This is a genomic window from Mycolicibacterium fluoranthenivorans, assembly GCF_011758805.1.
Lineage (GTDB): Bacteria > Actinomycetota > Actinomycetes > Mycobacteriales > Mycobacteriaceae > Mycobacterium > Mycobacterium fluoranthenivorans.
Window position 1 is genome coordinate 1,556,427 of sequence record NZ_JAANOW010000001.1, and the last position, 26,550, is coordinate 1,582,976.

Below are 26,550 nucleotides of genomic sequence, written 5' to 3' on the forward strand. Positions count from 1 at the left end.
AATCGGTATGAACTTCGACTGGCCGTTCTTCTGGAAGAGTCTGCTCACACCCAGTGCTCCGTTCCTCGACGGATTGGTTCTGACCGTGGTGATCTCGGTCGTCGCGATGGTGCTGGCGACGGCGACGGGGCTCGTCGTGGCATTGATGCGGCGGTCCGCCCTGGCGCCGCTGCGCTGGGTGGCCGGTGTGTACATCTGGTCCATCCGGGGCACACCCCTGCTGGTGCAGTTGGTGCTGATCTACACCGGTCTGGCGGCCGTGGGTCTCTATCAATTCCGTGATGTGGCGATCCTGGGCTTGTCGGTCAAGGCCGCCGTGCAGGCTGCGGTGATCGGCCTGATGGTCAACGAGAGCGCCTATATCGCCGAGATCATCAGGGCCGGTCTGGATTCCGTGCCGAAGGGGCAGTTCGAGGCCGCCGCATCACTCGGGATGAAACCGGTGAAGCTGATGCGTTGGGTCATCGTCCCGCAGGCGCTGCGGGTCATGGTGCCCCCGCTGGGCAATTCGTTCAACGGGCTGATGAAGACGACCTCGGTGCTCAGCGTGATCGGGGTCAGTGAGATGTTCCTGGTCACCCAGGCCATCAGTTCCGCCACGTTCCACACCTTCGAGATCTTCATTGTCGCCGCGATCTACTATCTGGCCCTCACCACGGTCTGGACGTTCATCCAGGCCGGCATCGAGAACCGGTTGGCCCGCCAGCTCGGTATCGAACAGCGGGTGCCGATCAGTCGACGGCTCCTGGGCGCCCGCCGGACCTCGGACGCATCGCCGCAGCCGGCCGGGGTGAGCTGAAAAATGTTGAAAGAGAGCATGATGAGCGACAGCGATGCGATTGCCGAAACAGTCGTCTCGGTGCGTGGGGTGTCCTGCACGCTGGGTGGTCGAAAGGTCCTCGATGACGTGTCCCTGGATGTCCGGCGTGGACAGGTCGTCGTCCTGATCGGACCCTCGGGTGCCGGCAAGACGACACTGCTGCGCTCGCTGAACCATCTCGAGAAGGTCGACAATGGTGAGATCCTGATCGCCGGGATGCCGATCGGACATCGAGATCTGACCAGCATGCGCAAGGTCGGCACCGCCGAGCTCGCCAAACGGCGCCGCGAGATCGGTTTCGTGTTCCAGCATTTCAACCTGTTCCCGCACATGACCGCGCTGGAGAACGTGTGGAGCGGTCCCGTCCGAGTGCTCGGTACGCCGAAAGGCAAGGCGCAACAGGATGCGCTGGCCCTCCTGGAACGCGTCGGATTGGCCGACAAGGCGTCGTCGCGGCCGAGTCAGCTCTCCGGTGGCCAGCAGCAGCGGGTGGCCATCGCCCGTGCACTTGCCATGCGGCCCAAGGTGATGCTGTTCGACGAGCCGACCAGCGCACTGGATGTCGAGATGGTCGGCGAGGTGCTCGCCGTGATGCGTGAGCTCGCCGCCGAACATATGACGATGGTGGTCGTGACGCACGAGATGCGTTTCGCCCGTGAGGTGGCCGACCGGATCATCGTGATGGATGCCGGCCGCATCATCGAGGACGCGCCGCCGGACGAGGTGTTCGGCAGCCCGCGCCATGCGCGTACCAAGGCATTTCTGTCCACCATTCACTAGGAGCTCGACACATCGTGTCCACTTTCACCGGTGCGCTGGCGGCACCGCACGCCCTGGCCACCGACGCGGGGATGGCCGCCTTCGCCGAAGGGGGCAGCGCGATCGACGCCGCGATCAGTGCTGCCGCCGTTCTCACCGTCGTCTATCCGCACAATGTCGCGCTGGGCGGTGACCTCATCGCGTTGGTGCGCACCCCGGACGCGATGGTGCGGTGTGTCAATGCCTCCGGCTGGTCGGGCCGGCGCAGCACCGCCGCCGGGATGAGATCCCGGCACGGCGCGGCCCTGCCCTTGCGCGGCGCCGATTCGGTGACGGTCCCCGGCGCGGTCCGGGGGTGGGAGGTGTTGCGTGGACTGGGCGCGCGGCTGCCATGGTCGCAGAACCTGGAACGTGCCCAGCGGGTCGCCGAACGTGGTGTGCCGGTGGCGCCATCGCTGGCCCGCCATATCGCGGACCCGGAGAACACCGATCTTGCCGAGGTGCAGGACTACTGCCGGGTGTTCCGGCCCGGCGGTCGGGCGTTGACCGCCGAGGACGTCCTGGTTCAGCCGGAGCTGGCCGCCACCCTGGCCGCGCTGCGCCACGACGGCCCCGACGCCTTTTATACCGGCGCTCTGGCCGACAGTATGGTCGGATACCTGCGCCGCTGCGGATCATGTTTGACGGCAGAGGATTTCGCTGACTACGTACCGGATGTCGTCGAACCCCTGTCTGCTCGCTTCGGCGACCTGACGGTCTTCACCAGCCCGCCGAACACCCATGGGTTCCTGATGTTGCGGGCGTTGCGTGCCATCGAGGAACTTCGGCTGCGCCACCCGCTGACCGCGGATATCGGCACCCTGATGCGGATCTTTCTGCACGGCAACCGGTTACGTTCGACATATCTGGCCGACCCACGTCACATCGGTGTCGACAGCGCCGCGTTGGTCAACGATGCACTGGGTGAGCTCGGCGTGACCGAGCCGGTACCGGGGCCCGTGCTGGTACCCAAGGGCGACACAGTCGGTATCGCGGTCGCCGACAGCGACGGCTATGCGGTGTCCCTGATCCAGAGCGTTTATCACGCCTTCGGGTCCGGTCTCATCGATCCGGCCACCGGTGTGCTGTTCCACAATCGCGGCACGAGTTTCTCGCTGGCCGCCGAATCGCCAAATGTGCTCGCACCGCGCAAACGGCCCGCACACACGTTGATGCCGGCCATGACGACGCACGACGGGACGGTGCGCCACGTGTTGGCGACCATGGGTGGTCAGGGCCAGCCCCAGATTCTGACCCAGGTGCTGTTGCGGGCCGTCGAGGGAGCGTCCGCCGCGGACGCGGTGTCCGAGCCCCGGGCGATCGTCGGCAGCCAGGCCGACGGTGACACCCCCGACACCGTGACCGTGGAGGCAGAGCTGTGCGACCAGGGGCGGGACGCGCTGCGCAGGTCGGGTCTGGCGGTGCGGGAGGTGCCCCAGCACACCGAGTCGATGGGACAGAGCAATGTCGTGTTCGTCGCGGGCGATGACATGGCCGCGGCATCCGACCCGCGTTCGGACGGGGCCGGGATGGTGGCGCACTTCCCGCGCCGGCCGGGACGGTGGGCCGCGCCGTGACGTGCCGGCGGTATTACGTCGGCTCGTCCGCGCCGGGATCCTTCCCGAGGTATTCGGTGAGCATCTGAGCGACGACGTTCTCGATCGTCGACTCGATCGAGACGGCCAGCGTCGCCGTCACCGCGGCCACCGCCTGGGTGCGGAACCGGACCAGCATCGTGATCAGCTCGGCGACCTCGGTATCGGCGGGCAGAGGTTCGCCCGGCTTGATCCGGTGGGCGAGATGATCCACCCCGGCCTGCACCAGGATCGAGCTGATCTCGTCCACGTGGGGCAGCACCCGTTCGTGGACGTCGATCAGGGTGTCGATACCGATGCCGTACCGACGGATATCGTTGAACGCCTCGATCAACTTGGGCCGCAGGATGATTGCGTCTTCGCCCGCCAGCTTGATCAGACCGTTGTCACACAGCCGGTCGAAGGCCGCGTCGTCGTCGATGAGTTCCCTGGCCTGCGCCACCGGCATCCGCTCGGATTTCTCCGTCGCCCAGCTGCCCGCGATGGCGTTCTCCAAGCCGAGCACATCACCGATGTCCTTGCCCTGCTCCCATGCGTTGAGCATCTCGTGGACATGGGCGATGGTGTACCCGCGGTCGAGCATCGAGGTGATCAGCCGCAGCCGGGTCAGATGGGTGTCGTTGAACAGGACGATGCGGCCGACCCGCAGCGGGGGGTGTAGCAGCCCGCGGTCCCGATACACCCTGATGTTGCGGGTGGTGCTGCCGGCCAGTCGTGCCAACTCCTCGATGCGGTACTCACCGGATGCCGCCACCCCGTGCGGCTGGACTGCCGCGTCGAACAACTGCGATACCGCGGTCTCCACCACATCGCGTGAGCTCCGGCGGATCTGCTGCGGTGCCCGGCGCAGACCGCCCAGGATGGCCGCGATGGCGCCGGCCTGGGGCCGGGGCGGCTGGGGTGGCGGCATCTACGCGGGCCCGCTGAGCGCGGTGAGCGCGGCGTGCGCAGCGTGCGCGGGTGCAGCCGGCGGGGCGGCCACGACGATGGTCATCCGGCGACGTCGGCGATGGTGTTGCGGTGCAAGGCCTCCGCGAGAAATGCGGTCGCGCTGTGCATCGCCGGGCGGGCCTCGGGGCTGAGCTTGGGCAGGGCCTGGAAGACATGCACCTGGTCGGGCCAGACCTGGAGTTCGCAGTCGGCGCCGGCGGCGCGCAGATCCTCGTGCAATCTGCGGGCGTCGCCGAGCAGCATCTCCGCCCCGCCTGCCTGGATCAGCGTCGGTGGTAGCCGGCGTCCGTTCCTGACGTCCAGCGTCAATCCCGGGTGGGCCATATCGGCTGCGCCGCAGTACAAGCCGACCAGCCGGGCGGCGTCACGCGGACTGATCGCCGGGTCACGGCGCAGCGCATCGCGGGTGCGGGCCAGGCCGAAGGTCATATCGAAGAGCGGGGAGAACAACGCGAGCGCCGCGGGATGCGGGACGCCCGGCTGCAGCAGCAGGTCGACGGCCAGGTGTCCGCCGGCGGAATCGCCGGCCATCACGATGCGATCCGGCGCGATCCCGAGTTCGGTGTGCAGCCAGTCCCAGCCGGCACGCACATCGGTTGCGGCGGTGGGGAATCGGTACTTCGGTGCCAGCCGGTAGTCGACGCAGAACACCGGCTGCCCGGTCAGCCGGGACAACCACGCCGTCAGCCTGCGGTGGGTGCGGGGTGAGCACAGCACGTATCCACTGCCGTGCAGGTAGTAGATCGCACTGTCGTGGTTCCCCGGGACGCCTCGGCCGTATACCCATTCGCCGACCACCCGGCGGCCATCGGCCAAGCGCACATCGACGGGTTCGACCCTGGTGCCGGACAGCGAGGGGCCGAAGGTGTCCATCACCCCGGCGATGACCTGCCGGGCCGCCCACACGCCCCAGAATTGTTCGGCCGGAAGGAGTCCACTCAGCGGGCGGAGGGTGAAGCCGCCGACGGTGGCCGCTGCCCGTGACTGCAGCAATCCGCGGGGGGGAAGCTCCGTGGTGCCGCGGCGGGTGGGGTGTGTGGGCATCTGGACCTCCCTTGGTCGAAGCCTCCGTCGAGTACACCAACGATTGATGACATTTGTCAATGTCAGTGTTGGCGGACGAGTGGTGCTCCGCGGGTCACCGGAGAATCAGCGGGGCGGGTCTCCGCGCCAGCTGAAGCTGTTGACGTATTTGCCCATGTCCAGGGCGATCTCCAGGCCGACCGCCGACGGTTTGCCGGAACCGAAATCCGGGCCGAAAGCGTGATAGGGCCCGACCGCTCCGGCGACCAGTGCGACGTCGTTCTTCACCGAGACCAGCACGACGACCCGCATCCGCGTGTAGCTGCTCATCGCACCTTGGGGCCAGCAGTCGGCTACCAGCCCGTAGCCGGGCTGGTAGCCGACCATGGCGTTGGGAATCTCGTAGGCGATCTTGGTGTCCGGGAAGGTCTGCTTCAGCAGCGTGTTCGCGATATCGCGGGGGGACCGGCCGCGGGCCGGCTCGCTGAACAGGCGCAGGGTGCCGCCGTCGCTGGCCTGGAAGACGGCCGTCACGCTGTTGTCGGTCTTGGTGACCGCGTAGGCCGAATCGGGGGAGGGGTAGGACACCGAGAAGGATCCGTCCGCCGCGATGAAACGTGGGTTGACGTTCACCGGCTGCCCCATCGGTGGGCGGCCGCAGTCCGGCGGGCACACGTACCGCGCGGACGGGGTGGCCAGCAGTCCGGACAGTCCGACGAGCCCACCGGCCACCACCAGGATGGTGGTGCTGAGCACCAGTGCGATCCAGCGGAACGTGGTCTTGGACGGCGGTGGGGCGGTGAAGGACCCGGAATGAAGCGAGTAGCCCGGTGTCAGGCCGACGACGATCTCACCTGTCGGCGCCTCTTCGGCGAGCCGGATCGGGCGTTCCTCACGCCGGGAGTTCCGGGAGGATCGCGACGACGCGTGCATCGCCGCGCCGCAGTTCGCGCAGAACGGGGCATCCGGCACGACGTGATTGCACTCGTTGCACAGCATCGGTTCGTCGGCCCGCATCTCGTCTTGGGCCTCGTGCAGCAGTGCCAGGTGCAGGCCGATACGCAGGGCCAGCAGGGCGAGCAGCGATAACGTCAAATGCACGGCCAATTGCAGCCATTGGGGCACCCGGGCGACGTCGATCAGGCCGAACCCGGCATAGACGGCGATGACGACCACGGCGGTCGAGATCAGGGTCAAGCGCACGAACCCGCGGTTCTTGCCGACCTTGGAGGGGGGCCGGCTGAACCACAGGGCTGCGCCGATCAGGCCACCGACGGCGGCCGCGGTGAGGGGGACGGCGATCCCGCGGATACCCGCCTCGACGAGCAGGCCGTCCAGCGGCCGGGCGCGTGCGACCATGCCGGTGGTGAACTGCGGGGCCAGCCGGGTCAAGGTGGCCGCGCCGCTGAAGGTCAGCGCACCCAGGGCGCCGATTGCGTAGCCGTCCAGGGCTTCTCGCGTACCGGGCCGGGACAGACGCACCACCACCGCCGGGACGAGCATGATGATCATGGCGCCGACAGGGATGCCGATACCGTCGCGCATGATGCGGCCCCCGGCGATGCCCGCACCCAGCGGTACGCCGTAGGCGCGCGCCACCGCGGCTCCGGTCAGCAGTACCCAGATCACGCCGAGCCCGATCCCGAGTACCGCGGTGAGTGCCAGCGTGCTGCGCGGAATGTCCTTGGCGAGATCGGATTCGCGAATGTACATCGCGAACAACAACGGCAGGCCGAGGGAGGCCACGGTGATGAGTGCGGCGGGCAACCGGAACACCGTCGCGATGATCAGTGCCGCGACGAGCATCGCCAGCCCCAGCAGGAATGCCTTGCGTGACCGCGGCGACAGATGCGGGAACAGCGAGCTGGTGATGGACGGTGTCAGCAGATGCTGGCCGGGTGCGGCACTGAAGGTCCGGGCCCGCAGCCAATGCGGGCCGTCACCGGCCTGGTGCTCGGAGAGCGGTACCCCGCACAGCCCGCAGTACTTGCCCGCGGGGACGTCGACCCGGCAGATGGGGCATTCGACCATGCCGGGAGCCGGCGACGTATCCGGACCGTCGGAGGTGGTGGTCATCAGGCCTGGATCCTCTGTGCGATGAGCAGATTGCGGACCAGGTTGTCGATATCGGGCGTACCCAATCCGGTGACCAGGTCATAGCCGGGGCCGGCAACGTCGACGGCGTTGGCGCCCAGGGTGATATCCCGGAACGCCGGCAGCGGCGCACCGGTGGCGATGCGGTACAGCAGGGGGTTGATCTCACCGATCAGGTTGCCGCCGTTGGCGAGCAGGTACTGGTCCATCACGGCGGTCAGGCCGGCCCAGATGGGGGCGGACTGAGAGGTACCGCCACCGATCACCACGTTGCCGTCGAGCACGATCTTCACGCCGGTGAACGGGTCCGCCACGGCCGAGATGTCCGGGGTCATCCGCTTGCCGGTGTTGCGCGCGGGGGACACCTGCGTGGCCGCGGCTCGCTGCCAGGGTGGCAGGTCGAACAGGGCGGACAGCCCGCCGCCGGTGCCCTGGGACAGCGGGACGTCGAACCAGGTCTGCTCGGCCAGCCAGGTACCACGGTCGTCGGTGGACAGGGTGGTGCCTCCGACGCTGGTCATCTCGGGAATCGAGGACACCGAGTCCAGCCCGATATCGTCGGGTCCCGGCACCGAATCCCAGTCGGTGCCGCCCTTGCACTCCAGGCCGGCGAGGTCGCCGCTGGCGTTGTAGGCGGTCGTGCCGTGCGACTGCGCGGTGCGCAGCGCCGATCGGACCGGGGCGAGGTCCGCCGCGGTGAGCAGCTTGTCGCAACCCCAGCCGATCGAGAGGCTCCAGATCGCGCCGGGATAGGCGCGGTCGGTGTCCTCGAACAGCGTGCCGATCTTCTGATAGGCACCATCGCCTTGGACGGTCGGCCGGGCGTTCACGACGACCTTGCGTGCATCGGGGGCCACGGCATGTGCCAGTTCGAGATCCATCGTCGTCTCACCGTGCGCCACCGGGAGCGGCTCACCGAGCGTCTCCGGGGTGAACCGGGGCAGGCCGGACATGGCGGAGAAGCTGTCGAGGTCCTTCTGGTCGTAACCGCTGAACGCGAAGATGACGATGGTGGTGCCCTTGCCGGTGAAGCCGGCGGTGGCCAGTTTGTCCGCGTTGTAGGTGGTGAGCAGGGCGCTCGGGGTCAGTCCGCGATCCGGGACGTCCAGCGCGATCTCCGGGCGGGACACGTGGTGCGGCGTGTAGCCCAGGATGCGTCCGAGTTCGGCGACCTCGTCGCGCAGCGCTTCGGGCACCACCGGCTGTTGCGGTGACGCGTAGAACTGCTGCCCCTGCCGGCCGCGGTAGTCGTGCACGGTGACATCGAAGGCGCGCGCTATGGCATCCGGGGTGCCCTCGACGATGGCCCAGTTGTCACTGGGGCGCCACGAGACCGAGAGTCCATGATCATGGGTCCAGTCGATGAGCTCGCTGGGGCGCTGCTGATCGGTGAGGGCGGCCGTCAGCTGGATCTGTTGCGGCCGGGCCGGACCGAGGTCGGTCGAGGCGGCCAACAGCGACGCATAGGGGCCGTCGATGACGTGGGGCCCGGAGAAGTGACGACTGATCGGAAGATCAGAGGCGAAGACCAGTACACCGGCGAGCACCAGCGCCGGTAGCCAGTGGGCGATGCCCGTGTGGTGGCGGTTCACGTTCCGAGGTGCCGGGCCCGCATGTCAGCAGACCCGGCTCGCTCGTGCCTACGTCGGTTGTCGCCGGTCAGTTGTCGCCGGGGATGGCGGTCGGAGCCGGCGGCGCCTTGACGGTGGGCGTGAACTTGTTGCCACCGCTGGGGCTGATCGACTTCTCGGTCGGCTCGACCGAAGGGGCGGTGGTGCTGGTCGTCGTCGTGGTGGTCGTCGACGTTTCGGGAGTCTTCTTCTCCTCGTTCCCGCACGCAGCGGTGAAGCCGATCATGGCCAGGATGGCGACGCCCCCGACTGCTGCTGAGACGCGACGGGTCAGATGTGAGTTCATGTTGCGGTCCTTACCTCTCCCCCGAGTGGTGTATGAGCCGGCCTTCGGGAAATCGATATCGATTCCGCACGGTTCATAAACAGCCTACCTGGTGATTCGCTGTGTTCCCGCACACCAGTCCCATTCCGAAGCGGGGTTCTGGTGCCCAGACTTTAGCGCAGCGTTCACCGTGCCGCACAGGCATTCCACAGGCCTTCCTGCGCTGGTCGACGGTGTGGTGTGACGTTTGGGCAGGCCGGGGGACTGCGCTTGACGACGGTTCCGGTGCGGTGTTTACTCGAGTGATCGAACATGTGTTCGAATACGATCGAATCTGGTGGTGCGGGAGGTGCTGCTGTGACAGCGGCTTCAAGCCTTGAATCGCGCCTGGTAAGCCGCGCTGATCAGGTCGAACATCTGCGCCGCAGGATGGCGGAAGTCTCCGCCAAGATAGGTACCCGGAGTCAGGGAAGGGTGCACACGGGCGACCCGACCCCCGCCTCGGAAAGTTTGCTGGAGGTTCCGGAAACCCTTGCCGAGAGGGTCCCCGCCGCGTTGCCGCGAGGAGTGGTGGCGGTGCTCACCGGTGCCCGCTCGCTACCGCTGAGCATGGTGGCCGCGGTGACGGCTGCCGGTGGGCACGCCGCGATCATCGGCCAGCCACGGGCGGGCCTGCTGGCCGCGGTCGAGATGGGGGCGGACCTGAGCCGGGTCGCGGTCATCCCGGACCCCGGTGCTGATCCGGTCGAGGTGGCCGCGGTGCTGCTGGACGGCCTGGATCTGGTGGTGCTCGATCTGGGCGGCCGCTCTGTCCCGGGTGCCCGGGCTCGTGCGGTGACGGCGAGGGCCCGGCAGAAGGGGTGCACGCTGTTGGTCACCGGAGGTGATTGGTCTGGCGCCCAAGTCCGGCTGGATGCCACCGTCAGCGGTTACGAGGTGGTCGGCGCGGGTGAGGCCGGGCCGGTGCCCGGGTGCGGACGGATCGGCCGGGTGCGGTTGGTCACCCGTGCCCGCGGCCGGATCCCCGGCTTGCCGCGCGTGGCCGCCGTGGGTGGCTAGCGTGTCCCGGGTCCTCGCGCTCTGGTGCATGGATTGGCCTGCGGTGGCGGCGGCTTCGGCGGCCGGCCTGACCGCGACGGATCCGGTCGCGGTGACGCTTGCCAACCGGGTCATCGCCTGTTCGGCCTCGGCGCGGGCCGTCGGGGTGCGGCGTGGCCTGCGGCGCCGGGAGGCCCAGGCCCGATGCCCACAGCTGTATGTCAGCACTGCGGACCCGGCGCGCGACGCCCGGCATTTCGAGGAGGTGACGGCGGCGGTCGACGAGGTGGTGCCGCGGGCGGAGGTACTGCGGCCGGGCCTGCTGGTGATGCCGGTGCGCGGTGCCGCCCGCTATTTCGGGTCCGAGCATGCCGCGGCGGAACGGTTGGTCGACGCGGTGGCTGCGGCCGGGGCCGAATGCCAGACCGGGATCGCAGACCAGTTGGCCACCGCGGTGTTCGCGGCACGGGCGGGCCGGATCGTCGAGCCGGGGGAGGATGCCCGGTTCCTGTCCGGGCTGTCCATCCGGGAACTGGCCACCGAGCCGAGTCTGGCCTCGGCTGGACGTGGCGAGCTCACGGATCTGCTCTGGCGCATGGGTATTCGCAATATCGGTCAGTTCGCCGAGTTGTCGCGCACCGATGTCGCGTCCCGGTTCGGCGCCGACGCGATCGTCGCCCATAGGTTCGCCCGCGGTGAGCAGTCCCGCGGCCCGTCGGGACGTGAGCCGGAACGCGATCTCGATGCGGTGCGGCATTGCGACCCACCGATCGATCGGGTGGACGCGGCGGCCTTCGCCGGCCGATCCCTGGCCGGTGAGCTGCATCGCAGTCTTGAGTCGGCGGGCGTAGGCTGCACCAGGCTGGCCATCCAGGCGGTCACCGCCAACGGGGAAGAGCTGAACCGGGTTTGGCGGTGTGCCGAACCGTTGACCGAGGACGCCACCGCGGATCGGGTGCGCTGGCAGTTGGACGGCTGGCTGACCAAGCGTGCGCTGAGGAACGGTCCCGCTGGGCCCACCGGCCCGATCACCACGCTGCGGTTGCATCCGGTGGAGGTGGTGTCGGCGGGCGCACTCCAGCTTCCGCTGTGGGGGTCCTCCGGCGACGATGACCGACTGCGGGCCCGGTGCGCACTGGTGCGGGTGCAGGGTCTGCTCGGGCCGGAGGCGGTGCAGGTACCGGTGCTCAGCGGGGGCCGCGGACCGGCCGAGCGGATCACCTTCACCGCATTGGGGGACGAACCGGCGCCTGCGGCGGATCCGCACCAGCCATGGCCGGGGCAGCTACCCGAGCCCGCGCCGGCTGTCCTGCTCGACGATCCGGTGGAACTGCTTGACGCGGAGGGCAATCCGGTGCGGGTGACCAACCGTGGGCTGTTCTCCGCCGATCCGGTGCACCTGAGATCACCGGAGTCGGCCGCGGTATTGCAGTGGTGGGCCGGGCCCTGGCCGGTGGACGAGCGGTGGTGGGATCCAGGGTCGCCGCGGGCCGGTCGGACCGCGCGGGCGCAGGTGCTACTCGGCAGCATGGCCGAACCCGGTCCGGCCATGCTGCTGTGTTACCGGCAGCGCCGTTGGTATGTGGAGGGGATCTATGAATAGTTTTCCGGCACCGCAGATCCCGGTCTAGCCGAGCCTCTGCGCGAACGGTCCGACCCGATCGATGAATCGGTCGAAGAACGCCGCCGGGTCGATCTCGATCCCGACATGGGCGTTGAGGTCGCGACCCCACCGTCCGTTCCAGTCCGCCACCGTCATGGCGCGGGTCAGGGTACCGGTCAACTCGACATCCACGGTGGCCTGCCGGTACCGCACCAGGTCGGGATCCAGGGCCACGGCGGCGGCCAGCGGATCGTGCAGATGAGCCAGATAACCCTCACCCTGGTCGAAGTGGAACTCGAAATAGAACCGCATCGCATCCTCGAGTACCCGGATCAGCGGGTTGCTCGCGGCCGACGGGGTACCGCGATCGTCGAGGACGCTCATCTGAGCCGACGGGGACCCCGCCGCCACCGCGAGCCGGCTCAGGATCGACGGAGTCATGATCGCGTTCTCGGTGAGGTTGAGCCCCAGGATGATCGGCAGATGGGTGGGTTTGTGCAGACCCCATGCCGCACCCCAGACGGCGAACACCTCGGCCGCGGACTCCGGATCGACACTGATGTTCCATTCCGCGACGGCCGTGGTGTTACCGCGGTAGTCGAACGCACCGCCCATGATCACCAGGCGGCGCAACAGCTTCGGCAGGGCCGGCTCTTTGCGCAGCGCCAGCGCGAGATTGGTGAGTGGTCCGGTGACCAGCCCGATGAGCTCACCGGGGTACGCGTGCGCGGCGCCGACCCAGGCGTCGGCGGTGGTATAGGGCGCGAGCACCTGCCGGCTCGCCGGCAGCCGGGCGTAGCCCAGGCCTGCGGGGCCGTGAGTGTCCTCGGCGGTGCGCAACGGAATGCTCAGCGGGCCGTCGGCGCCCTTGGACACCTCGATACCGGTCATTCCGCACAGTTCAAGCAGGCCCAGATTGTTCTCACATACCTGCTCGACCGGCACATTGCCCGCTGTCGACCCGATGCCCACGACCTCGGCGTCCGCGCTGGCGAACAGGTACGCCAACGCCATCGCGTCATCGACTCCCGTATCCACGTCGGCGAACACCGGCTGCCTCACTGCGCCCGTCACGTCGCTCACCTTAGGACCCGTCGGTTACCAGTGCACCCCTGGAATCAGTCGGACGGCCCGCTTCACCGGGCGGGGTACCCGGGCGGTACGCGCGGCGCGGACCGCGCGCTTGGGGCGGCGCGGCACCGGGGGCGGCGAGTCGAGGGCAGGTTGCGGTGCGGCCTCACCCCGCGCCGCCGCGGAATCCGGGTAGCCCAGGTAGATCTGATGGAGCACTCGCCGCGACAACCGGGGAGTGAAATAGGTGCCCAGGTCGGCCAGGGTGCCGACCGGGGTGTCGATCCGGGCCGGCTTCTCCACCAGGCCGCGGACCACCATCGCGGCTGCGTGCTCGGCGGTGATCGGCGGTATCGGATTGAGCCGGCGCGACGGCGCGATCATCGGCGTGCTCACCAGCGGCATATGGATATTGGTGAACGTGATGTGGTCCGACAACGTCTCGGTGCCGACCACTTCGGAGAAGGCGTCCAGGGCTGCCTTGCTCGGTAGGTACGCACTGTACTTGGGGCTGTTGGCCTGCACCCCCGCGCTGGACACGTTGACCACATGGCCGAAACGTCTTTCGCGCCAATGGGGTAGCAGTGCCAGCACCATGCGGACCGCACCGAAGTAGTTGACCGCCATCACCCGTTCGTAGTCGTGTAGGCGATCGGTGGAGGCCGACACCGACCGGCGGATGGACCGGCCCGCGTTGTTCACCAGATAGTCGACGTGCCCGAACCTGCCCAGGATGTCCTTGACGGTGTGCTCCACCGACGACGAATCGGTGACATCACAGGTGAAGGCGTGGGCCTGACCGCCCGCGGCACGGATCTCGGCGACCAGATCGTCGAGCGCGTCGGCGCTGCGCGCCAAGGCGAACACCGTCGCCCCGCGCTGAGCCACGGCGACGGCCGAGGCGCGCCCGATACCGCTGGAGGCCCCGGTGATGATGACGTGCCGACCGACCAACGGACCGCCCGGGTCATCGCGGCGGGCCCGGTCCGGGTCCAGGTGTTCGGCCCAGTAGCGCCACAGCTTCGGGGCGTAGGAGGCGAAATCGGGAACCTCGATCCCGGTGCCGCGCAACGCCTCTTCGGTCCGGTCCGCGGTGAAGGTGGGCGCCAGGTCGACGACGTCGAGGATCTCGGCGGGGATGCCGAGCTGAGTGGCCGCCATATCGCGCAGCACCTTGGCCCGACCGGTGGCCTTGAGCACCGGTGTCACCGTCGCCGTCGGCAGGGATCCGCGCAGCGGCGGCAAACCTGCTTCCTTGGCCACCCCGCGGTAGATCCCGCGCAGGCCAATGGTTTTCGGTGCGGTCAAGTGGAAGGTCTGCCCGTCGCGCCCGGGGCTGTGCAGGAGCGAAACGATCGCTGAGACCACGTAGTCGACCGGCACGATGTTGGTGCGGCCCGTATCGGGCAGCACCATCGGGGTGAAGCGGGGGAGCACGGCGAGCTTCGCGAGAATCCCGAAGAAGTAGTACGGCCCGTCGACCTTGTCCATCTCGCCGGTGCGGGAGTCGCCGACGACCACCGCGGGCCGGTAGATCCGGTGCCGCAGCCCGCTGCCGCGAACCAGTTGTTCGGCCTCGAACTTGGTCTGGTGGTACGGCGTCGGAAGGTTCTGGGCGACGTCGAAATCGTCCTCGGTATAGACGCCCGGATAGCTACCGGCCACCGCGATCGACGACACGTGATGCAGGGTGGCGTCCAGGCGCCGGGTCAGCTCGATGACGGCGTTGGTGCCGTCGACGTTGGCGGCGCGCTGCGCCGCCTCCGGAGCAGTGATGTCGTAGATCGCCGCGCAATGCACCACGTGATCGATATCCCCGAGTTCGGCGATCGCGTCCTCGCTGAGGCCCAGGCCGGCTTCTGCCAGGTCTCCTACCAGCGGTTTCGCCCGGGGTCCCCAGGTCTGGGCGAGCTGCTCGAACCGGCCGAGCGATTCCCGTCGCACCAGCACCCACACCTGCGCGTCGTCGCGGTCATGCACGAGCTGGGACACGATGCGGCGGCCGATAAACCCAGTACCGCCGGTAACGACATAATTCATGCGGTCATGGTCGTCCTCGGGGCGCCGGACGTCAACTGGCGATTCTCAGGCATGTACGTCATCACCATCGCACTCGCCCGGATTGGCGACTACCTGGGTGGCCGAGTGGGTCTCCGCCTCACCTTTGACGGAGACTCCAACCTTGGCGTCCTCATCGCCAGCCGTCCACCGCTGACCGGCAGCGACTTTGTCGATCACGGTGTTCTAGTCGGGCTTCAGCTATTTCAGCTCGGGTGAATGGCCGCATTGGGCGAGAATGCCGTTGCGTGAGATCGCTGTGGCGTTCAGCTCGCTCGGTGCCAGCCGTCGGCTGGCTGTGGAATTGTCCACGTGGTCGCCGCCAGGCTGGGTCATGGCGGAGCCCGGCAAAGATCGGTCGGTGTCGGGTTGACGCGTCAGTCGGCATATGCGATGGTCGTACAGAGTGTGCGTCAGGGTGAAACACCGGGGGGTGTGTTCAGTCGCGGGATGGCTGAACACAGGGTTGGGGGTCTATCCATGATGACGAATACGGTGCTCTGTGATGCGCAGGTGACACCCGACGGTGCTGTCGTGGTGATCGAGGATGTCGGTGCTCGTGGCGTGCCGGGGCTCTATGCGCACGAGGCGATGGGCTGTGTCGTGACTCCGCCCCGACCTATGCATGCGATCTGGGTGCACACCATGAGCATGCTCGACGGTGAGCTTCTCGGTCACCAGGTTCGGGTGCGGGTCCTGGTCGGCACCGACACCCGAGGACTTGGAAGGCCGGTGTACCGAGGTGAGTTCACTATTGCCAGTGGGGTTTTGGCGATCGGTGAGGCCCGCAACCCGGATCGCCAGCTGTTGTTCGGAATCCCCGCCACACTGCGGGTCACGGTGCTGGTGGAGACCGCCGACGAGGTGATCCACTTCAGCGATCCGCCGGCGGACTATCCGGTCTCGGGTCCCACCGATGTCACCGTGCTCATCGAGGACAACCCTGGCTTCACCCACGCGGTGAGCAACACCGTCCTGCGCCGGCAGTGGTGGCTTCGATGGCCGGCGATTCGCCGCAAGCTTCACCGCAGTTCCCGGCCACCGGTGCCCCTCCGACGAAAGGATCGCTGTGCGCATTCAGGTTTCACCGCTGTGTGTACGGCCGATGTTCCAGGGGGCCGGGCTGTACCGGGCGCCGAGATCCCGAAAGGCCCTGCTGCGGAAGCGAGATGAGTGCCGCTGTCTGGCGCATTGTCGTTGTTCTCGCGTGGGTGGCCGCGCTGATAGCGTTCGCCGCCGCCGTGTTACGGGCTCACGAGAGCGAGGCCGCCCACAGTGGGCCGTCGGGGCCATCGTTGGCGATGACGAAAAGTGTTGTTACACCGACACGTTTGGCATCCGCAGAGCACATCGATTGGGGATGAGGACGCTGCACGGGGATATCAGTGGATAGCGTGGTGCGCCGTGCAGCCATTTTTCATGGGGTGGGTACCGAAGCGGTCGACGCACTCGCTGGTCAGCTCATGCCGATCGACTTCGATCAGGGCACAGTGATCTTCGCCAAGGGCGACAGCGGGGATCGGCTGTACATCATTGCCTCGGGCAAAGTGAAGATCAGCGACGCCACCACCAGCGATCGAGAAAGCATCCTCGCGGTCATGGGGCCCTCGGACATGTTCGGTGAACTCGCCTTATTCGATCCTGGTCCACGCACCTCCACGGCCACCGCGATCACTGACGTCCGCACTGTGTCGATGGACCGGGCGGTCCTGCGCAGCTGGATTAGTGGTCGGCCCGAAATTTCCGAGCAACTGCTGCGTGTCCTGGCCCGGCGACTACGCCGAACCAACGACGCCATCATGGACCAGATCTTCACCGACGTCGCAGGTCGTGTCGCCAAACAGCTTCTGCATCTGGCGCGGCAGTTCGGCACGCAACAGGGCTCGGTCCTGCGGGTCCATCACGGTCTGCGGCAAACCGAACTAGCTCAGCTGGTCGGCGCGTCCAGGGAAACGGTCAACAAGACCTTGGCCGACTTCGCGGTCCGGGGCTGGATCCTGTTCGACTCCAGCGGCCTGACCATCCTCGATACCCAGCGACTCGTTGCACGAGCGGCAAAGTAGTCCATGCCATCAACGCAACCGGTGAACCTGGTCAAAGACGAGCTCAGTTCCGTAGCGGTGGCAAGGGCACATGCCCGCAAGGCTGAGGTCGCGGCGATGCTACGGCTGGCCGGTGGGCTCGCCATCATTGGCAACAAGGTCGTCGTCGACGCCGAACTCGATCACCTCCCGAGTGCCCAACGCCTGGTCAGCGCTGTCCATACCCTTTACGGCTCCATACCGGCGCTGCACACCATGCGAAACAGCACGCGTAGCAGCGACCACTACCTACTGCGCGTCACCCACGCCGAGAACCTCGCCCGGCAGACCGGGCTCATCGACCACCGCGGACGACCCATCAGCGGGATGCCCCCGTGGATCATCCGTGGTACCCGCGACGAGGTCGAAGCGGCCTGGCGCGGAGCGATTCTCGCTACCGGGCGCCTGTCGTTGACCGGGCATCGCCAAGGGCTCACCGTGTCCAGCCCGGGCCCGGAAGCGGCGCTGGCACTGGTCGGCTTGGCGCGCCGGCTCGGGGTCACTGCGCAGCGACGCGAAGACCGCGGGCGCGACTGTATCGTCGTGCGCGGCGACGACGCCGTGACCACACTGCTGGCGCAAATCGGAGCGCCACAGACAAGTACCCAATGGTCGAATCGGCGCCACCACCATCGGCTCGCATCCCAGACCGGAACCGGACGAAGCCCCACCTTTGAGTCGGCGAACACCAGGCGCGCGGCCGCGGCGGCAGCCGAGTCCACAGCACGTGTGCAGCGAGCGATGCACATCCTGGGTGACACCGCACCCGAACATCTCAAAGAGGTCGCAGCGCTACGCCTGGCCAATCCCGGCCTGACGTTGACCGAATTGGGTGGCCGCGCCCAGCCACCGATGACCAAAGACACTGTTGCAGGCCGAATTCGACGACTACTGAACCTGGCCGACCGGACTGCCGCACGAGCTGGGATCCCCGACACCGGTGCATCGACCTTCGGCATCCTGCCGGGGTGACGCTGGTGTGGGACTGGCCGGCTCGATGCCCGCATCGAGCCGGCCCGATGCGGGCTTATGGGATATGACACGAATCTGAGACAGATTCCATTGAATCTCGTGAGATAACCCTCCCGAATCGCCGCAGCTCAGCGCATCGCCATATGACAAAGGATCTGAGAATCTACAGTCAACTAGCGTCTCGACACGAGCTCGTCACACCGCCTCGCCTGACGAAAAAGGGAGACCCCGCCATGCCGATCGATCCGCGCGCCGTCGGCGCCACAACCGATCCCCAGGACTTCACCTGGACCGACCGCGACACCCTGCTCTACGCACTCGGGGTGGGCGCCGGCGTCGACGATCTGGCCTTCACCACCGAGAACAGTCACGACATCGAACAACAGGTGCTGCCCACCTTCGCGATCATCGCGTGCTCACCGTTCGCGGCGGCGCTCAAGATCGGCAGCTTCAACTTCGGCATGCTGCTGCACGGGTCCCAGGAGATCCGGCTGCACAAGCCGCTGCCCCCGGCCGGCCGGCTGCGTGTGCACTCCGAGGTCGCCGATATCCAGGACAAGGGTGAAGGCAAGAACGCCGTGGTGATGCTCAAGGGCTACGGCGCCGACCCGGAGACCGGCGAGGTCGTGGTGGAAACCCTGACCACGGTGGTGATCCGCGGCGAAGGCGGATTCGGCGGGCAGCCCGGCCGGCGACCGACCGCCCCCGAGTTCCCCGACCGGGCACCCGATGCGACGGTGGCCCTGCCCACCCGCGAGGACCAGGCGCTGCTGTACCGGCTCTCCGGCGATCGCAACCCGCTGCACAGCGACCCCTGGTTCGCCCAGACCCTGGCCGGCTTTCCCAAGCCGATCCTGCACGGCCTGTGCACCTACGGGGTGGCCGGCCGCGCGCTGGTCGCCGAACTCGGTGGCGGTGACGCGACGAAGGTCCACGCGGTGGCCGCCCGCTTCAGTTCGCCGGTCTTCCCCGGTGAGACGCTGACCACCTCGATCTGGCGCACCGAGGACGGGCGCGCGGTGTTCCGCACCGAGGCCGCCGCGCCGGACGGATCCGGTGCGCGGGTGGTCCTCGACGACGGGGCCGCCGAGTACTCGAGCCGATGAGACTGGTTGTCGGATATCTGGCCACCCCCGGTGGCGCTGATGCGCTGGCACTCGGAGTCCGGTTCGCGCGGACTCTGGGTGCCGAGATCGAGTTGTGCGTCGTGCTGCCGCCGGACCGGATGGTGCCCGCACTGGTGAATGCCGGTGGTTACGAACAGGTGCTGTCCCGGCAGGCGCAGGAATGGCTCGCCGAGGCGATGGCCGGTGTGCCTGCCGATGTCGTGGTGAACCCGCACGTGAGCTTCAGCGATTCGTTCGCCGACGGGCTGATCCGTGAGACGCTGCGACTGGATGCCGTGGCCATCGTGGTGGGTGGCGCCGGCGGCGGCCTGGCCGGAAGGTTGTCGCTGGGCTCGGTGGTCAACGAACTGCTGCATTCGGCACCCGTTCCGGTGGCCGTGGCACCCAGGGGAATTCGACTCTCCGGCGTCGAACGGGTCCGTGAGGTCACCTGCGCACTCGGTGAGCGCGCCGGCGCCGACGTGCTGCTGGACACGGCGGTGGCGGCCAGCCGGGCCGCGGGCACGCCGCTGCGACTGGTCTCTCTGGTGGCGCTGGACCCGATGCTGGGTGGGCTGCGCAGCGACGACCCGGACGCGGTGCGTGAACACGCCCTGACGCATGGACGCCAGGTGCTGGACGCCGCCAAAGAATCTCTGCCGAAGGACTTTCCGGTGACGGCGACAGTGACCGATGGCTCGACCGTGGAAGACGCAGTGAACAAGCTGCCCTGGCGCGACGGCGATCTCATCATGGTCGGGTCCAGCCGGCTGGCCGCGCCGCGCAAGCTCTTTCTCGGATCGACCGCGGCCAAGATACTGCGCGTCGTCGAAGTCCCGATCGTCGTGGTTCCCCGAACCCCGTACCGGGACGAGGGCAGCATGAGTCCGGAGATCGTCGGCCGGGCGCCGTAACGCTAGACGGTATGGGGTGACCGTCGGCGTTTGTGGCAGGGGGTTGCGGGCCGGGGCCTCGCTCACCCATGTTCGTGGGTTACCGGGTGGGTAGTGGTCCGCCCGGTCTATCCAACAGTGGTGGGAGGCCCCGGTGTTCACTGAGCGTACGAGTATTGGGCTGGACGTGCACGCACGTTCTGTCGTGGCCGCAGCGATTGACGGCGTCACCGGGGAGGTGATCCGGGCCAGGTTGACGCCGTCCTATGAGCACATTCAGTCGTGGATTGCGGAGTTGCCTGGTCCGGTGGCGGTGGCCTATGAGGCGGGCCCAACCGGCTTCGGGCTGTATCGGGCACTGACCGATACGGGCGTCAGATGCGAGGTCGTGGCGCCGTCAAAGCTGCACAAGCCCGCCGGGGACCGGGTAAAGACCGATGCGCGGGATGCGCTGCATCTGGCGCGTTTACTGCGCCTGGACGAGGTCACCTCGGTGTCGATCCCCAGTGTGAACCAGGAAGCTGCCCGTGATCTGGTACGTGCACGCGAAGACTGCCGCGGTGATCTGATGAGGGCACGGCATCGACTGTCCAAGCTGCTGCTACGCCACGGCATCGTCTACTACGAAGGTGCGGCCTGGACCGATGCGCACGATCGGTGGCTCAGGAGCCGGGTGGCACCGCAGTTGCCGACGCTGGCGACCCGGATGGCCTTCGATTCCGACTACGAGCAGGTGTTGATGTTGCAGGCCAGGCGCCGAGGTCTGGACTCGGCGATCGAGAACATCGCCACCGACAGTGAGTTCACCCCCGTGGTGCGCAGGATGTCCTGCCTGCGCGGGGTGGGCACGTTGACGGCGTTCGCGTTGGCAGTCGAGATCGGCGACTGGAACCGGTTCACCGGCAACACGATCGGTGCGTTCATCGGGCTGGTGCCCTCGGAGTCCTCGTCGGGTTCCACGCGATCGCAGGGACCGATCACCAAGACCGGAAACACTCACGCGCGCCGACTACTGGTCGAAGCCGCCTGGCATCACCGACCCAAGTATCAGGCGCGAGCGGTCATGCGTGCACGGTGGGAGAAGGCCCCCGCGGCGGCCCGTGCTCGCGGTCACGAGGGCAACCGTCGTCTGCACAACCGGTGGGTGGATTTCCTGGCGCGGCGCAAGCGGTCCACCGTGGCCAACGTTGCGATCGCCCGTGAACTGGCCGGCTGGTGCTGGTCACTGGCGGTCATGGACGACTGACCGCCACCTGACTGCTTCCTCGCGAGCACGGTGGTAGCAGCGCGTGGATCGACCCGCGACCCAACTATGAGCAGACCTTCGGGTCGACGCTCGACACTAGACCCGCGGATGCGATCCAGCCGAAACCCCGTCCTGCGGTAGCCAACCCGCGAATATCAGTCTGACCGCGCGTCGCCAACGACACGCTCACCACACGGACTCGCCAAGGAAGCAACGAGGCGCCGTCGGGGTAGCTCCCCGACGGCGCCTCCCCATGCCCCTTGACAAAGTTCTCTACATATCAGTTGTCGTTCGGCGGCGACTGGGGTTCGAAGGGTGGGTACCACCACCATTGGGCGCGTTCGCCGGTCGGTCCGGGGTAGGGCGGGACATTCGGTGCCGGTGTGGTGGGTGGGCGGGCCAAGGCTCCGCCGTCGAGTTTTCGGCCGTCGCTGTCGGTGACGACCAGCCGGTCCGCGGGGCCGGTGAGGGTGAGGCCGCCGCGGTGATGCAGGCGGTGGTGGAACGGGCAGAGCAGCACCAGGTTGGACAGTTCGGTGGGGCCGCCGTCTTCCCAATGCTGGAGGTGGTGGGCGTGCAGTCCGCGGGTGGCAGCGCAGCCGGGCACCACACAGCAGCGGTCGCGGTGCTCGAGTGCCCGGCGCAGGCGGCGGTTGATGGTGCGGGTGGCCCGGCCGGCGCCGATCGGTTGGCCGTGGCGTGCAAACCAGATTTCGCAGGTGGCATCGCAGAGCAGGTAGCGCCGTTCATCCTCGGACAGCACCGGGCCCAGGTGCAGTGCAGCGGCGGGCTTGTCGATATCGAGATGGATCACCACGGTGGTGTGCTGGCCGTGCGGGCGCCGGGCCACATCAGAATCCCAGCCGGCTTCGACCAGGCTCATGAACGCATCCACCCGAGTCGGGAACGGTTCTTCGGTGTCGGCGGGGTGTTCGGCGATCAACGCATCGTGGTGGGACTGCACGGCGGCATCGAATGTCGCGGCTTCCAGCCGGGGTAGCCGGATCCGGTAGGTGGTGTACCGGTCCCCGGTGGAGGTTTTCGTGACCTCCGGCCCCGATTCGGTCGGTGTCTCAGGATCGGGACGCGGTGCCATCGTCACCGCGGTGCGCAGCTGGCTGACCGTGGCCACCGACGCCAGTTCGGCGTAATGCTCATCGGAGCCCTCGGCGGCACGTTCGGCGATCACCCCGACCTGATCCAGCGACAACCGCCCCTCACGCAGCGCTTCGGCGCAGCGCGGAAACTCTTCCAGCCGCCGTGCCACCGCGACGACGGTCTCGGCGTTACGCGGGGCGACCCCGGTCTTCCACGCCACCAACGCCGACACCGACCGTGCGCCGGTCAGGCCACATAGCTCCTCGCGCTCCAATTCGGCCACGATCTGCACCAAGCGCCCGTCGATGGCATTGCGCTGCCCGCACAACTCGGCGATCTCGTCGAACAACACCTCCAGCCGCTGTCCGGCGGCCAAAGGTGTTGCGGTACCGGACATGAACCCATCATCGCAGAGGGGACCGACAAGTCCTGACCTCCGCGATGGACCGGCCCGAACCCGACTGGTCATCGAACAAATGTTCGATTACTCTGGGTCGGGTGGGCTGGCACAACGGACCGCCGACCTGGTCGGAGATGGAGCGGGTGCTCTCTGGCCGGTTCCCTCGGCCTGCCGAGGGTGGCGGGCCCCGCCGGATCGAGGCCCCGCCGGGTGACGGCGGGGACAGCCCCGGCTGGTCGCGCAAGCGCGGTGCTTACCGTCCTGCGGATGTCGAACGGGCCCGGTCCAAGGTCCCGTACGCCGAACTGCACACGCATTCGGCATACAGCTTCCTGGACGGGGCCAGCACGCCGGAGGAACTCGTCGAGGAAGCGGCCCGGCTTGATCTGCGGGCCATCGCGCTGACCGACCACGACGGGCTCTACGGGGTGGTGCGGTTCGCCGAGGCCGCCCGCGAGCTCAACGTGGCCACGGTGTTCGGGGCTGAACTGTCGCTGGGTAACGTGGCCCGCACCGAGGATCCCGATCCGCCCGGCCCGCACCTGCTGGTGCTGGCAAGGGGGCCGGAGGGATACCGGCGACTGTCCCGTCAGCTGGCCGCCGCGCATCTGGCCGGTGGGGAGAAGGGTAAACCGCGCTACGACTTCGACGCGCTCACCGAGGCCGCGGGTGGGCACTGGCACATCCTCACGGGCTGCCGCAAAGGGCATGTCCGCCAAGCATTGTCCGACGGCGGCCCGGACGCGGCCGTGCGCGCGTTGGCCGACCTGGTGGACCGGTTCGGACGCGATCGGGTCAGTGTCGAGCTGAGCCACCACGGTCATCCGCGCGATCACGAGCGCAATGCCGCGCTGGCCGCATTGGCGCCGCGGTTCGGGGTGGGCGTGGTGGCCACCACCGGTGCGCATTTCGCCGAGCCGTCCCGTGGTCGGCTGGCCATGGCGATGGCAGCCATCCGGTCACGCCACTCGCTGGACTCCGCGGCCGGCTGGTTGGCCCCGCTGGGTGGGGCACATCTACGCTCGGGAGAGGAGATGACGCGGCTGTTCGGCCCCGATATTGTCTCGGCGGCAGTGGATCTCGGCGAGCAGTGCGCCTTCGAGCTGAGGCTCATCGCACCCCGGCTGCCCCCGTTCGCGGTGCCGGACGGGCACACCGAGAACAGCTGGTTGCGCCACCTCGTCGACGCCGGCGCCGCTGAACGCTACGGGTCGCCGCAGCAGGCGCCCAAAGCCTATGCGCAGATCGAGCACGAACTGAAGATCATCGAGCAGTTGAACTTCCCGGGCTATTTCCTTGTGGTGCACGACATCACCCGGTTCTGCCGGGAGAACGGCATCCTGTGCCAGGGCAGGGGATCGGCGGCGAACTCGGCGGTCTGCTACGCCCTCAAGGTCACCAATGTCGACCCCGTCAGGAACGAGTTGCTGTTCGAGCGGTTCCTATCCCCGGCCCGGGATGGCCCGCCCGATATCGATATCGATATCGAATCGGACCTGCGCGAGAACGCCATCCAGTATGTCTATCAGAAGTACGGACGGGACTACGCCGCGCAGGTCGCCAATGTCATCACCTACCGGGGGCGCAGTGCGATCCGGGATATGGCGCGTGCCCTGGGTTTCTCGCAAGGGCAGCAGGACGCGTGGAGCAAGCAGATCAGCCGGTGGAACGGCCTCGCCGACTCACCTGATGTAGAGGATATCCCCGCCCAGGTGGTGGACCTGGCCACGCAGATCTCCAACCTGCCCCGTCATATGGGTATTCACTCCGGCGGCATGGTGATCTGCGACCGTCCGATCGCCGACGTGTGTCCGGTGGAATGGGCCAGGATGGAAAACCGCAGCGTGCTGCAGTGGGATAAAGATGACTGCGCGGCAATAGGTTTGGTGAAGTTCGACATGCTCGGACTCGGTATGCTCTCGGCCCTGCACTACGCCATCGACCTGGCGGCCGAATACAAGGGGCTCAAGGTCGACCTGGCGCAGCTGGATCTCTCCGAGCCCGCGGTGTACGAGATGTTGCAGCGCGCCGATTCGGTCGGGGTGTTCCAGGTGGAGTCGCGGGCCCAGATGGCGACCCTGCCGCGGCTGAAGCCCCGCGAGTTCTACGACCTGGTGGTCGAGGTGGCGCTGATCCGTCCCGGCCCGATCCAGGGCGGGTCGGTGCATCCCTACATCCGGCGGCGCAACGAACTGGAGGAGGTCGCCTACGACCACCCGTCGATGGAGCCGGCGCTGAAGAAGACGCTGGGGGTGCCGCTCTTCCAGGAGCAACTCATGCAGTTGGCGGTCGACTGCGCCGGGTTCAGTGCCGCCGAGGCCGACGAGCTGCGCCGCGCCATGGGCTCCAAACGCTCCACCGAGCGGATGCGCCGGCTCCGCAGCCGGTTCTACGACGGGATGCGGGACAAGCACGGCATCACCGGGGATATCGCCGACCGCATCTACGACAAGCTGGAGGCCTTCGCCAATTTCGGTTTCCCGGAAAGCCATTCACTGAGTTTCGCGTCGCTGGTGTTCTATTCGTCCTGGTTCAAACTGCATCATCCCGCGGTGTTCTGCGCGGCCCTGCTGCGAGCCCAGCCGATGGGGTTCTACTCACCCCAATCGTTGGTGGCCGACGCCCGCAGGCACGGTGTCGCCGTGCACGGTGCGTGCGTCAACGCCAGCCGTCCGCATGCCACCTGCGAGAACGAGGGATCGGACGTGCGGCTCGGGCTCGGCGCCGTCCGGCATATCGGCGAGGGGCTGGCGCAGCGCATCGTCGAGGAACGCGAGGCGCACGGACCGTTCGCCTCACTGCTGGATCTGACTGCACGGGTGCAGCTGTCGGTCCCGCAGACCGAGGCGCTGGCCACCGCCGGCGCACTGGACTGTTTCGGGATCTCCCGCCGCGAGGCGTTGTGGTCGGCAGGAGCGGCCGCGACGCAACGCCCGGACCGGCTCCCCGGGGTGGGTGCTTCCTCGCATATCCCGTCGCTGCCCGGGATGACGGAACTGGAACTCACCGCGGCCGATGTATGGGCGACCGGGGTGTCCCCGGAGCGTTATCCCACCCAGTTCCTGCGGGAGAACTTCGACGAGCTCGGGGTGGTCCCCGCGGGCAGGCTGCTGGAGGTGCCCGACGGGACCCGCATCCTGGTGGCGGGGGCGGTGACGCACCGGCAGCGGCCGGCCACGGCGGCGGGGGTGACGTTCATGAACCTGGAGGACGAGACCGGCATGGTCAACGTGCTGTGCTCGCCCGGGGTGTGGTCGCGGCATCGCAAGCTGGCCCAGACCGCGTCGGCGCTGATCATCCGGGGCATCGTGCAGAACGCGAGCGGGGCGGTCACCGTGGTGGCCGACCGGATGGCGCCGGTGGATCTGCGGGTGGGGTCGCGGTCCCGCGATTTCCGCTGACCGGCGGCTTCCTCCGATCGGGGGACACGCAGTTCACCCGGTGCATCCACCGGTCACCCGACAGATCTCGGGCGTGAACCGGGGCATTCTTGTCTCAACGGCGAAACAAGCCGACAAGACACACCAAAGCCTCACTCACACAAAGGATTACGAACATGATCAAGACCCTCGGACTCAGCATCGTCACCGCCGGCATCGTGGGCGCCGGCGCCCTCGGCCTGGCCGGCACCGCCGCCGCGGCCACCACGACCACCGCCCCGAGCGGGCCGGGCTACTCCTACAGCCCCGACACCTACGCCCACCCGGCCCCGACCGCCATGCCCGGCTGGCACAACAACCACGGCCCGGCCCGTATCGCGCACCTGCAGAACCACTGATCAACCACCGAAAGCCTCTTCCCGGACGG

22 protein-coding genes are annotated in these 26,550 nt (G+C 67.8%); 14 read left to right on the top strand and 8 right to left on the bottom strand.

Annotated elements, in window-relative coordinates; genetic code table 11:
- Nucleotides 1-7: 7 nt before the first annotated feature.
- Genes FHU31_RS07700 through FHU31_RS07710 form a run of 3 tightly spaced genes read left to right on the top strand, consistent with a single transcriptional unit; the run spans nt 8 to nt 3,195 of the window.
- On the top strand, nt 8-799 hold the full coding sequence (locus FHU31_RS07700) for an amino acid ABC transporter permease (RefSeq protein WP_167157171.1): 792 nt from the start codon (nt 8-10) through the stop codon (nt 797-799).
- A 3-nt stretch (nt 800-802) separates the two neighbouring features.
- On the top strand, nt 803-1,600 hold the full coding sequence (locus FHU31_RS07705; protein ID WP_409371258.1) for an amino acid ABC transporter ATP-binding protein: 798 nt from the start codon (nt 803-805) through the stop codon (nt 1,598-1,600).
- A 14-nt stretch (nt 1,601-1,614) separates the two neighbouring features.
- Nucleotides 1,615-3,195 (top strand): gamma-glutamyltransferase family protein, encoded by a 1,581-nt coding sequence (locus FHU31_RS07710; protein WP_167157175.1) that lies wholly within the window; start codon nt 1,615-1,617, stop codon nt 3,193-3,195.
- A gap of 13 nt (nt 3,196-3,208) precedes the next feature.
- Here the strand turns inward: FHU31_RS07710 and FHU31_RS07715 are convergent, their stop codons facing one another.
- The 5 genes from FHU31_RS07715 to FHU31_RS07735 form a co-directional block, all read right to left on the bottom strand.
- A complete protein-coding gene (locus FHU31_RS07715; RefSeq protein ID WP_167157177.1) occupies nt 3,209-4,123 on the bottom strand; it encodes a MerR family transcriptional regulator in 915 nt (304 codons plus the stop codon).
- Nucleotides 4,124-4,203: 80 nt separating this feature from the next.
- Nucleotides 4,204-5,208, bottom strand: a complete 1,005-nt coding sequence (locus tag FHU31_RS07720; RefSeq protein WP_167157179.1) for an alpha/beta hydrolase — start codon at nt 5,206-5,208, stop codon at nt 4,204-4,206.
- A gap of 105 nt (nt 5,209-5,313) precedes the next feature.
- The gene (locus FHU31_RS07725; RefSeq protein WP_167157181.1) at nt 5,314-7,263 is read right to left on the bottom strand and encodes a zinc ribbon domain-containing protein; all 1,950 of its coding nucleotides are present in this window, start codon (nt 7,261-7,263) and stop codon (nt 5,314-5,316) included.
- Nucleotides 7,263-8,873 carry a S53 family peptidase gene (locus FHU31_RS07730; RefSeq protein WP_409371259.1) on the bottom strand — a complete coding sequence of 537 codons (1,611 nt, stop codon included), beginning with the start codon at nt 8,871-8,873 and terminating at the stop codon, nt 7,263-7,265. Before FHU31_RS07730 ends, FHU31_RS07725 begins: the two co-directional genes overlap by 1 nt.
- A gap of 67 nt (nt 8,874-8,940) precedes the next feature.
- Entirely contained in the window at nt 8,941-9,198 is a 258-nt protein-coding gene (locus tag FHU31_RS07735) for a hypothetical protein (protein WP_167157184.1), read from the bottom strand.
- Between the two features lie 336 nt (nt 9,199-9,534).
- On the opposite strand from FHU31_RS07735, the gene FHU31_RS07740 reads away from it, so the two are divergent.
- Both FHU31_RS07740 and FHU31_RS07745 read left to right on the top strand, forming a co-directional pair.
- A complete protein-coding gene (locus FHU31_RS07740) occupies nt 9,535-10,236 on the top strand; it encodes a DnaE2-dependent mutagenesis accessory factor ImuA' (RefSeq protein ID WP_167157185.1) in 702 nt (233 codons plus the stop codon).
- A complete protein-coding gene (locus tag FHU31_RS07745; RefSeq protein ID WP_263988180.1) occupies nt 10,229-11,818 on the top strand; it encodes a DNA polymerase Y family protein in 1,590 nt (529 codons plus the stop codon). The genes FHU31_RS07740 and FHU31_RS07745 overlap by 8 nt, the downstream gene beginning before the upstream one ends.
- A 24-nt stretch (nt 11,819-11,842) precedes the next feature.
- Here FHU31_RS07745 and FHU31_RS07750 read toward each other — a convergent pair whose 3' ends face one another.
- Nucleotides 11,843-12,892: a nucleoside hydrolase gene (locus FHU31_RS07750; RefSeq protein ID WP_308206773.1), complete on the bottom strand. Its 1,050-nt coding sequence runs from the start codon at nt 12,890-12,892 to the stop codon at nt 11,843-11,845.
- 24 nt (nt 12,893-12,916) lie between these two features.
- On the bottom strand, nt 12,917-14,929 hold the full coding sequence (locus FHU31_RS07755) for an SDR family oxidoreductase (RefSeq protein ID WP_167157187.1): 2,013 nt from the start codon (nt 14,927-14,929) through the stop codon (nt 12,917-12,919).
- On the opposite strand from FHU31_RS07755, the gene FHU31_RS07760 reads away from it, so the two are divergent.
- The 7 genes from FHU31_RS07760 (at nt 14,864) to FHU31_RS07790 (ending at nt 21,245) form a co-directional block, all read left to right on the top strand.
- Nucleotides 14,864-15,166, top strand: coding sequence for a hypothetical protein (locus FHU31_RS07760; RefSeq protein WP_167154294.1), 303 nt, complete (start codon nt 14,864-14,866; stop codon nt 15,164-15,166). The genes FHU31_RS07755 and FHU31_RS07760 overlap by 66 nt on opposite strands.
- Nucleotides 15,167-15,427: 261 nt before the next feature.
- A complete protein-coding gene (locus FHU31_RS07765; protein WP_167157189.1) occupies nt 15,428-16,120 on the top strand; it encodes a hypothetical protein in 693 nt (230 codons plus the stop codon).
- A 212-nt stretch (nt 16,121-16,332) separates the two neighbouring features.
- On the top strand, nt 16,333-17,010 hold the full coding sequence (locus FHU31_RS07770; RefSeq protein WP_167157191.1) for a Crp/Fnr family transcriptional regulator: 678 nt from the start codon (nt 16,333-16,335) through the stop codon (nt 17,008-17,010).
- 3 nt (nt 17,011-17,013) lie between these two features.
- On the top strand, nt 17,014-18,000 hold the full coding sequence (whiA, locus tag FHU31_RS07775) for a DNA-binding protein WhiA (RefSeq protein ID WP_167157193.1): 987 nt from the start codon (nt 17,014-17,016) through the stop codon (nt 17,998-18,000).
- 233 nt (nt 18,001-18,233) lie between these two features.
- Nucleotides 18,234-19,106: a MaoC family dehydratase gene (locus FHU31_RS07780; protein ID WP_167157194.1), complete on the top strand. Its 873-nt coding sequence runs from the start codon at nt 18,234-18,236 to the stop codon at nt 19,104-19,106.
- On the top strand, nt 19,103-20,020 hold the full coding sequence (locus FHU31_RS07785) for a universal stress protein (protein ID WP_167157196.1): 918 nt from the start codon (nt 19,103-19,105) through the stop codon (nt 20,018-20,020). The genes FHU31_RS07780 and FHU31_RS07785 overlap by 4 nt, the downstream gene beginning before the upstream one ends.
- 133 nt (nt 20,021-20,153) lie before the next feature.
- Nucleotides 20,154-21,245 (top strand): IS110 family RNA-guided transposase, encoded by a 1,092-nt coding sequence (locus tag FHU31_RS07790; protein WP_167157198.1) that lies wholly within the window; start codon nt 20,154-20,156, stop codon nt 21,243-21,245.
- 280 nt (nt 21,246-21,525) lie between these two features.
- Here FHU31_RS07790 and FHU31_RS07795 read toward each other — a convergent pair whose 3' ends face one another.
- A complete protein-coding gene (locus FHU31_RS07795; protein WP_167157200.1) occupies nt 21,526-22,740 on the bottom strand; it encodes an HNH endonuclease signature motif containing protein in 1,215 nt (404 codons plus the stop codon).
- A gap of 101 nt (nt 22,741-22,841) precedes the next feature.
- Here FHU31_RS07795 and FHU31_RS07800 point away from each other — a divergent pair, with 101 nt between their 5' ends.
- Nucleotides 22,842-26,144, top strand: a complete 3,303-nt coding sequence (locus FHU31_RS07800) for an error-prone DNA polymerase (protein ID WP_167157202.1) — start codon at nt 22,842-22,844, stop codon at nt 26,142-26,144.
- 155 nt (nt 26,145-26,299) lie between these two features.
- Nucleotides 26,300-26,521, top strand: coding sequence for a hypothetical protein (locus FHU31_RS07805; RefSeq protein WP_208410167.1), 222 nt, complete (start codon nt 26,300-26,302; stop codon nt 26,519-26,521).
- The last annotated feature ends 29 nt before the right edge of the window (nt 26,522-26,550 follow it).

What these genes read in the sequence shown, in the direction of transcription:
- FHU31_RS07765 (WP_167157189.1), top strand. Translation starts at nt 15,428, where the DNA reads ATGATGACGAATACGGTGCTCTGTGATGCGCAGGTGACACCCGACGGT.
- whiA (WP_167157193.1), top strand. Translation starts at nt 17,014, where the DNA reads ATGCCATCAACGCAACCGGTGAACCTGGTCAAAGACGAGCTCAGTTCC.
- FHU31_RS07705 (WP_409371258.1), top strand. Translation starts at nt 803, where the DNA reads ATGTTGAAAGAGAGCATGATGAGCGACAGCGATGCGATTGCCGAAACA.
- FHU31_RS07735 (WP_167157184.1), bottom strand. Translation starts at nt 9,198, where the DNA reads ATGAACTCACATCTGACCCGTCGCGTCTCAGCAGCAGTCGGGGGCGTC.
- FHU31_RS07780 (WP_167157194.1), top strand. Translation starts at nt 18,234, where the DNA reads ATGCCGATCGATCCGCGCGCCGTCGGCGCCACAACCGATCCCCAGGAC.
- FHU31_RS07760 (WP_167154294.1), top strand. Translation starts at nt 14,864, where the DNA reads ATGCACGAGCTGGGACACGATGCGGCGGCCGATAAACCCAGTACCGCC.
- FHU31_RS07785 (WP_167157196.1), top strand. Translation starts at nt 19,103, where the DNA reads ATGAGACTGGTTGTCGGATATCTGGCCACCCCCGGTGGCGCTGATGCG.
- FHU31_RS07805 (WP_208410167.1), top strand. Translation starts at nt 26,300, where the DNA reads ATGATCAAGACCCTCGGACTCAGCATCGTCACCGCCGGCATCGTGGGC.
- FHU31_RS07725 (WP_167157181.1), bottom strand. Translation starts at nt 7,263, where the DNA reads ATGACCACCACCTCCGACGGTCCGGATACGTCGCCGGCTCCCGGCATG.
- FHU31_RS07720 (WP_167157179.1), bottom strand. Translation starts at nt 5,208, where the DNA reads ATGCCCACACACCCCACCCGCCGCGGCACCACGGAGCTTCCCCCCCGC.
- FHU31_RS07700 (WP_167157171.1), top strand. Translation starts at nt 8, where the DNA reads ATGAACTTCGACTGGCCGTTCTTCTGGAAGAGTCTGCTCACACCCAGT.
- FHU31_RS07795 (WP_167157200.1), bottom strand. Translation starts at nt 22,740, where the DNA reads ATGTCCGGTACCGCAACACCTTTGGCCGCCGGACAGCGGCTGGAGGTG.
- FHU31_RS07755 (WP_167157187.1), bottom strand. Translation starts at nt 14,929, where the DNA reads ATGAATTATGTCGTTACCGGCGGTACTGGGTTTATCGGCCGCCGCATC.
- FHU31_RS07715 (WP_167157177.1), bottom strand. Translation starts at nt 4,123, where the DNA reads ATGCCGCCACCCCAGCCGCCCCGGCCCCAGGCCGGCGCCATCGCGGCC.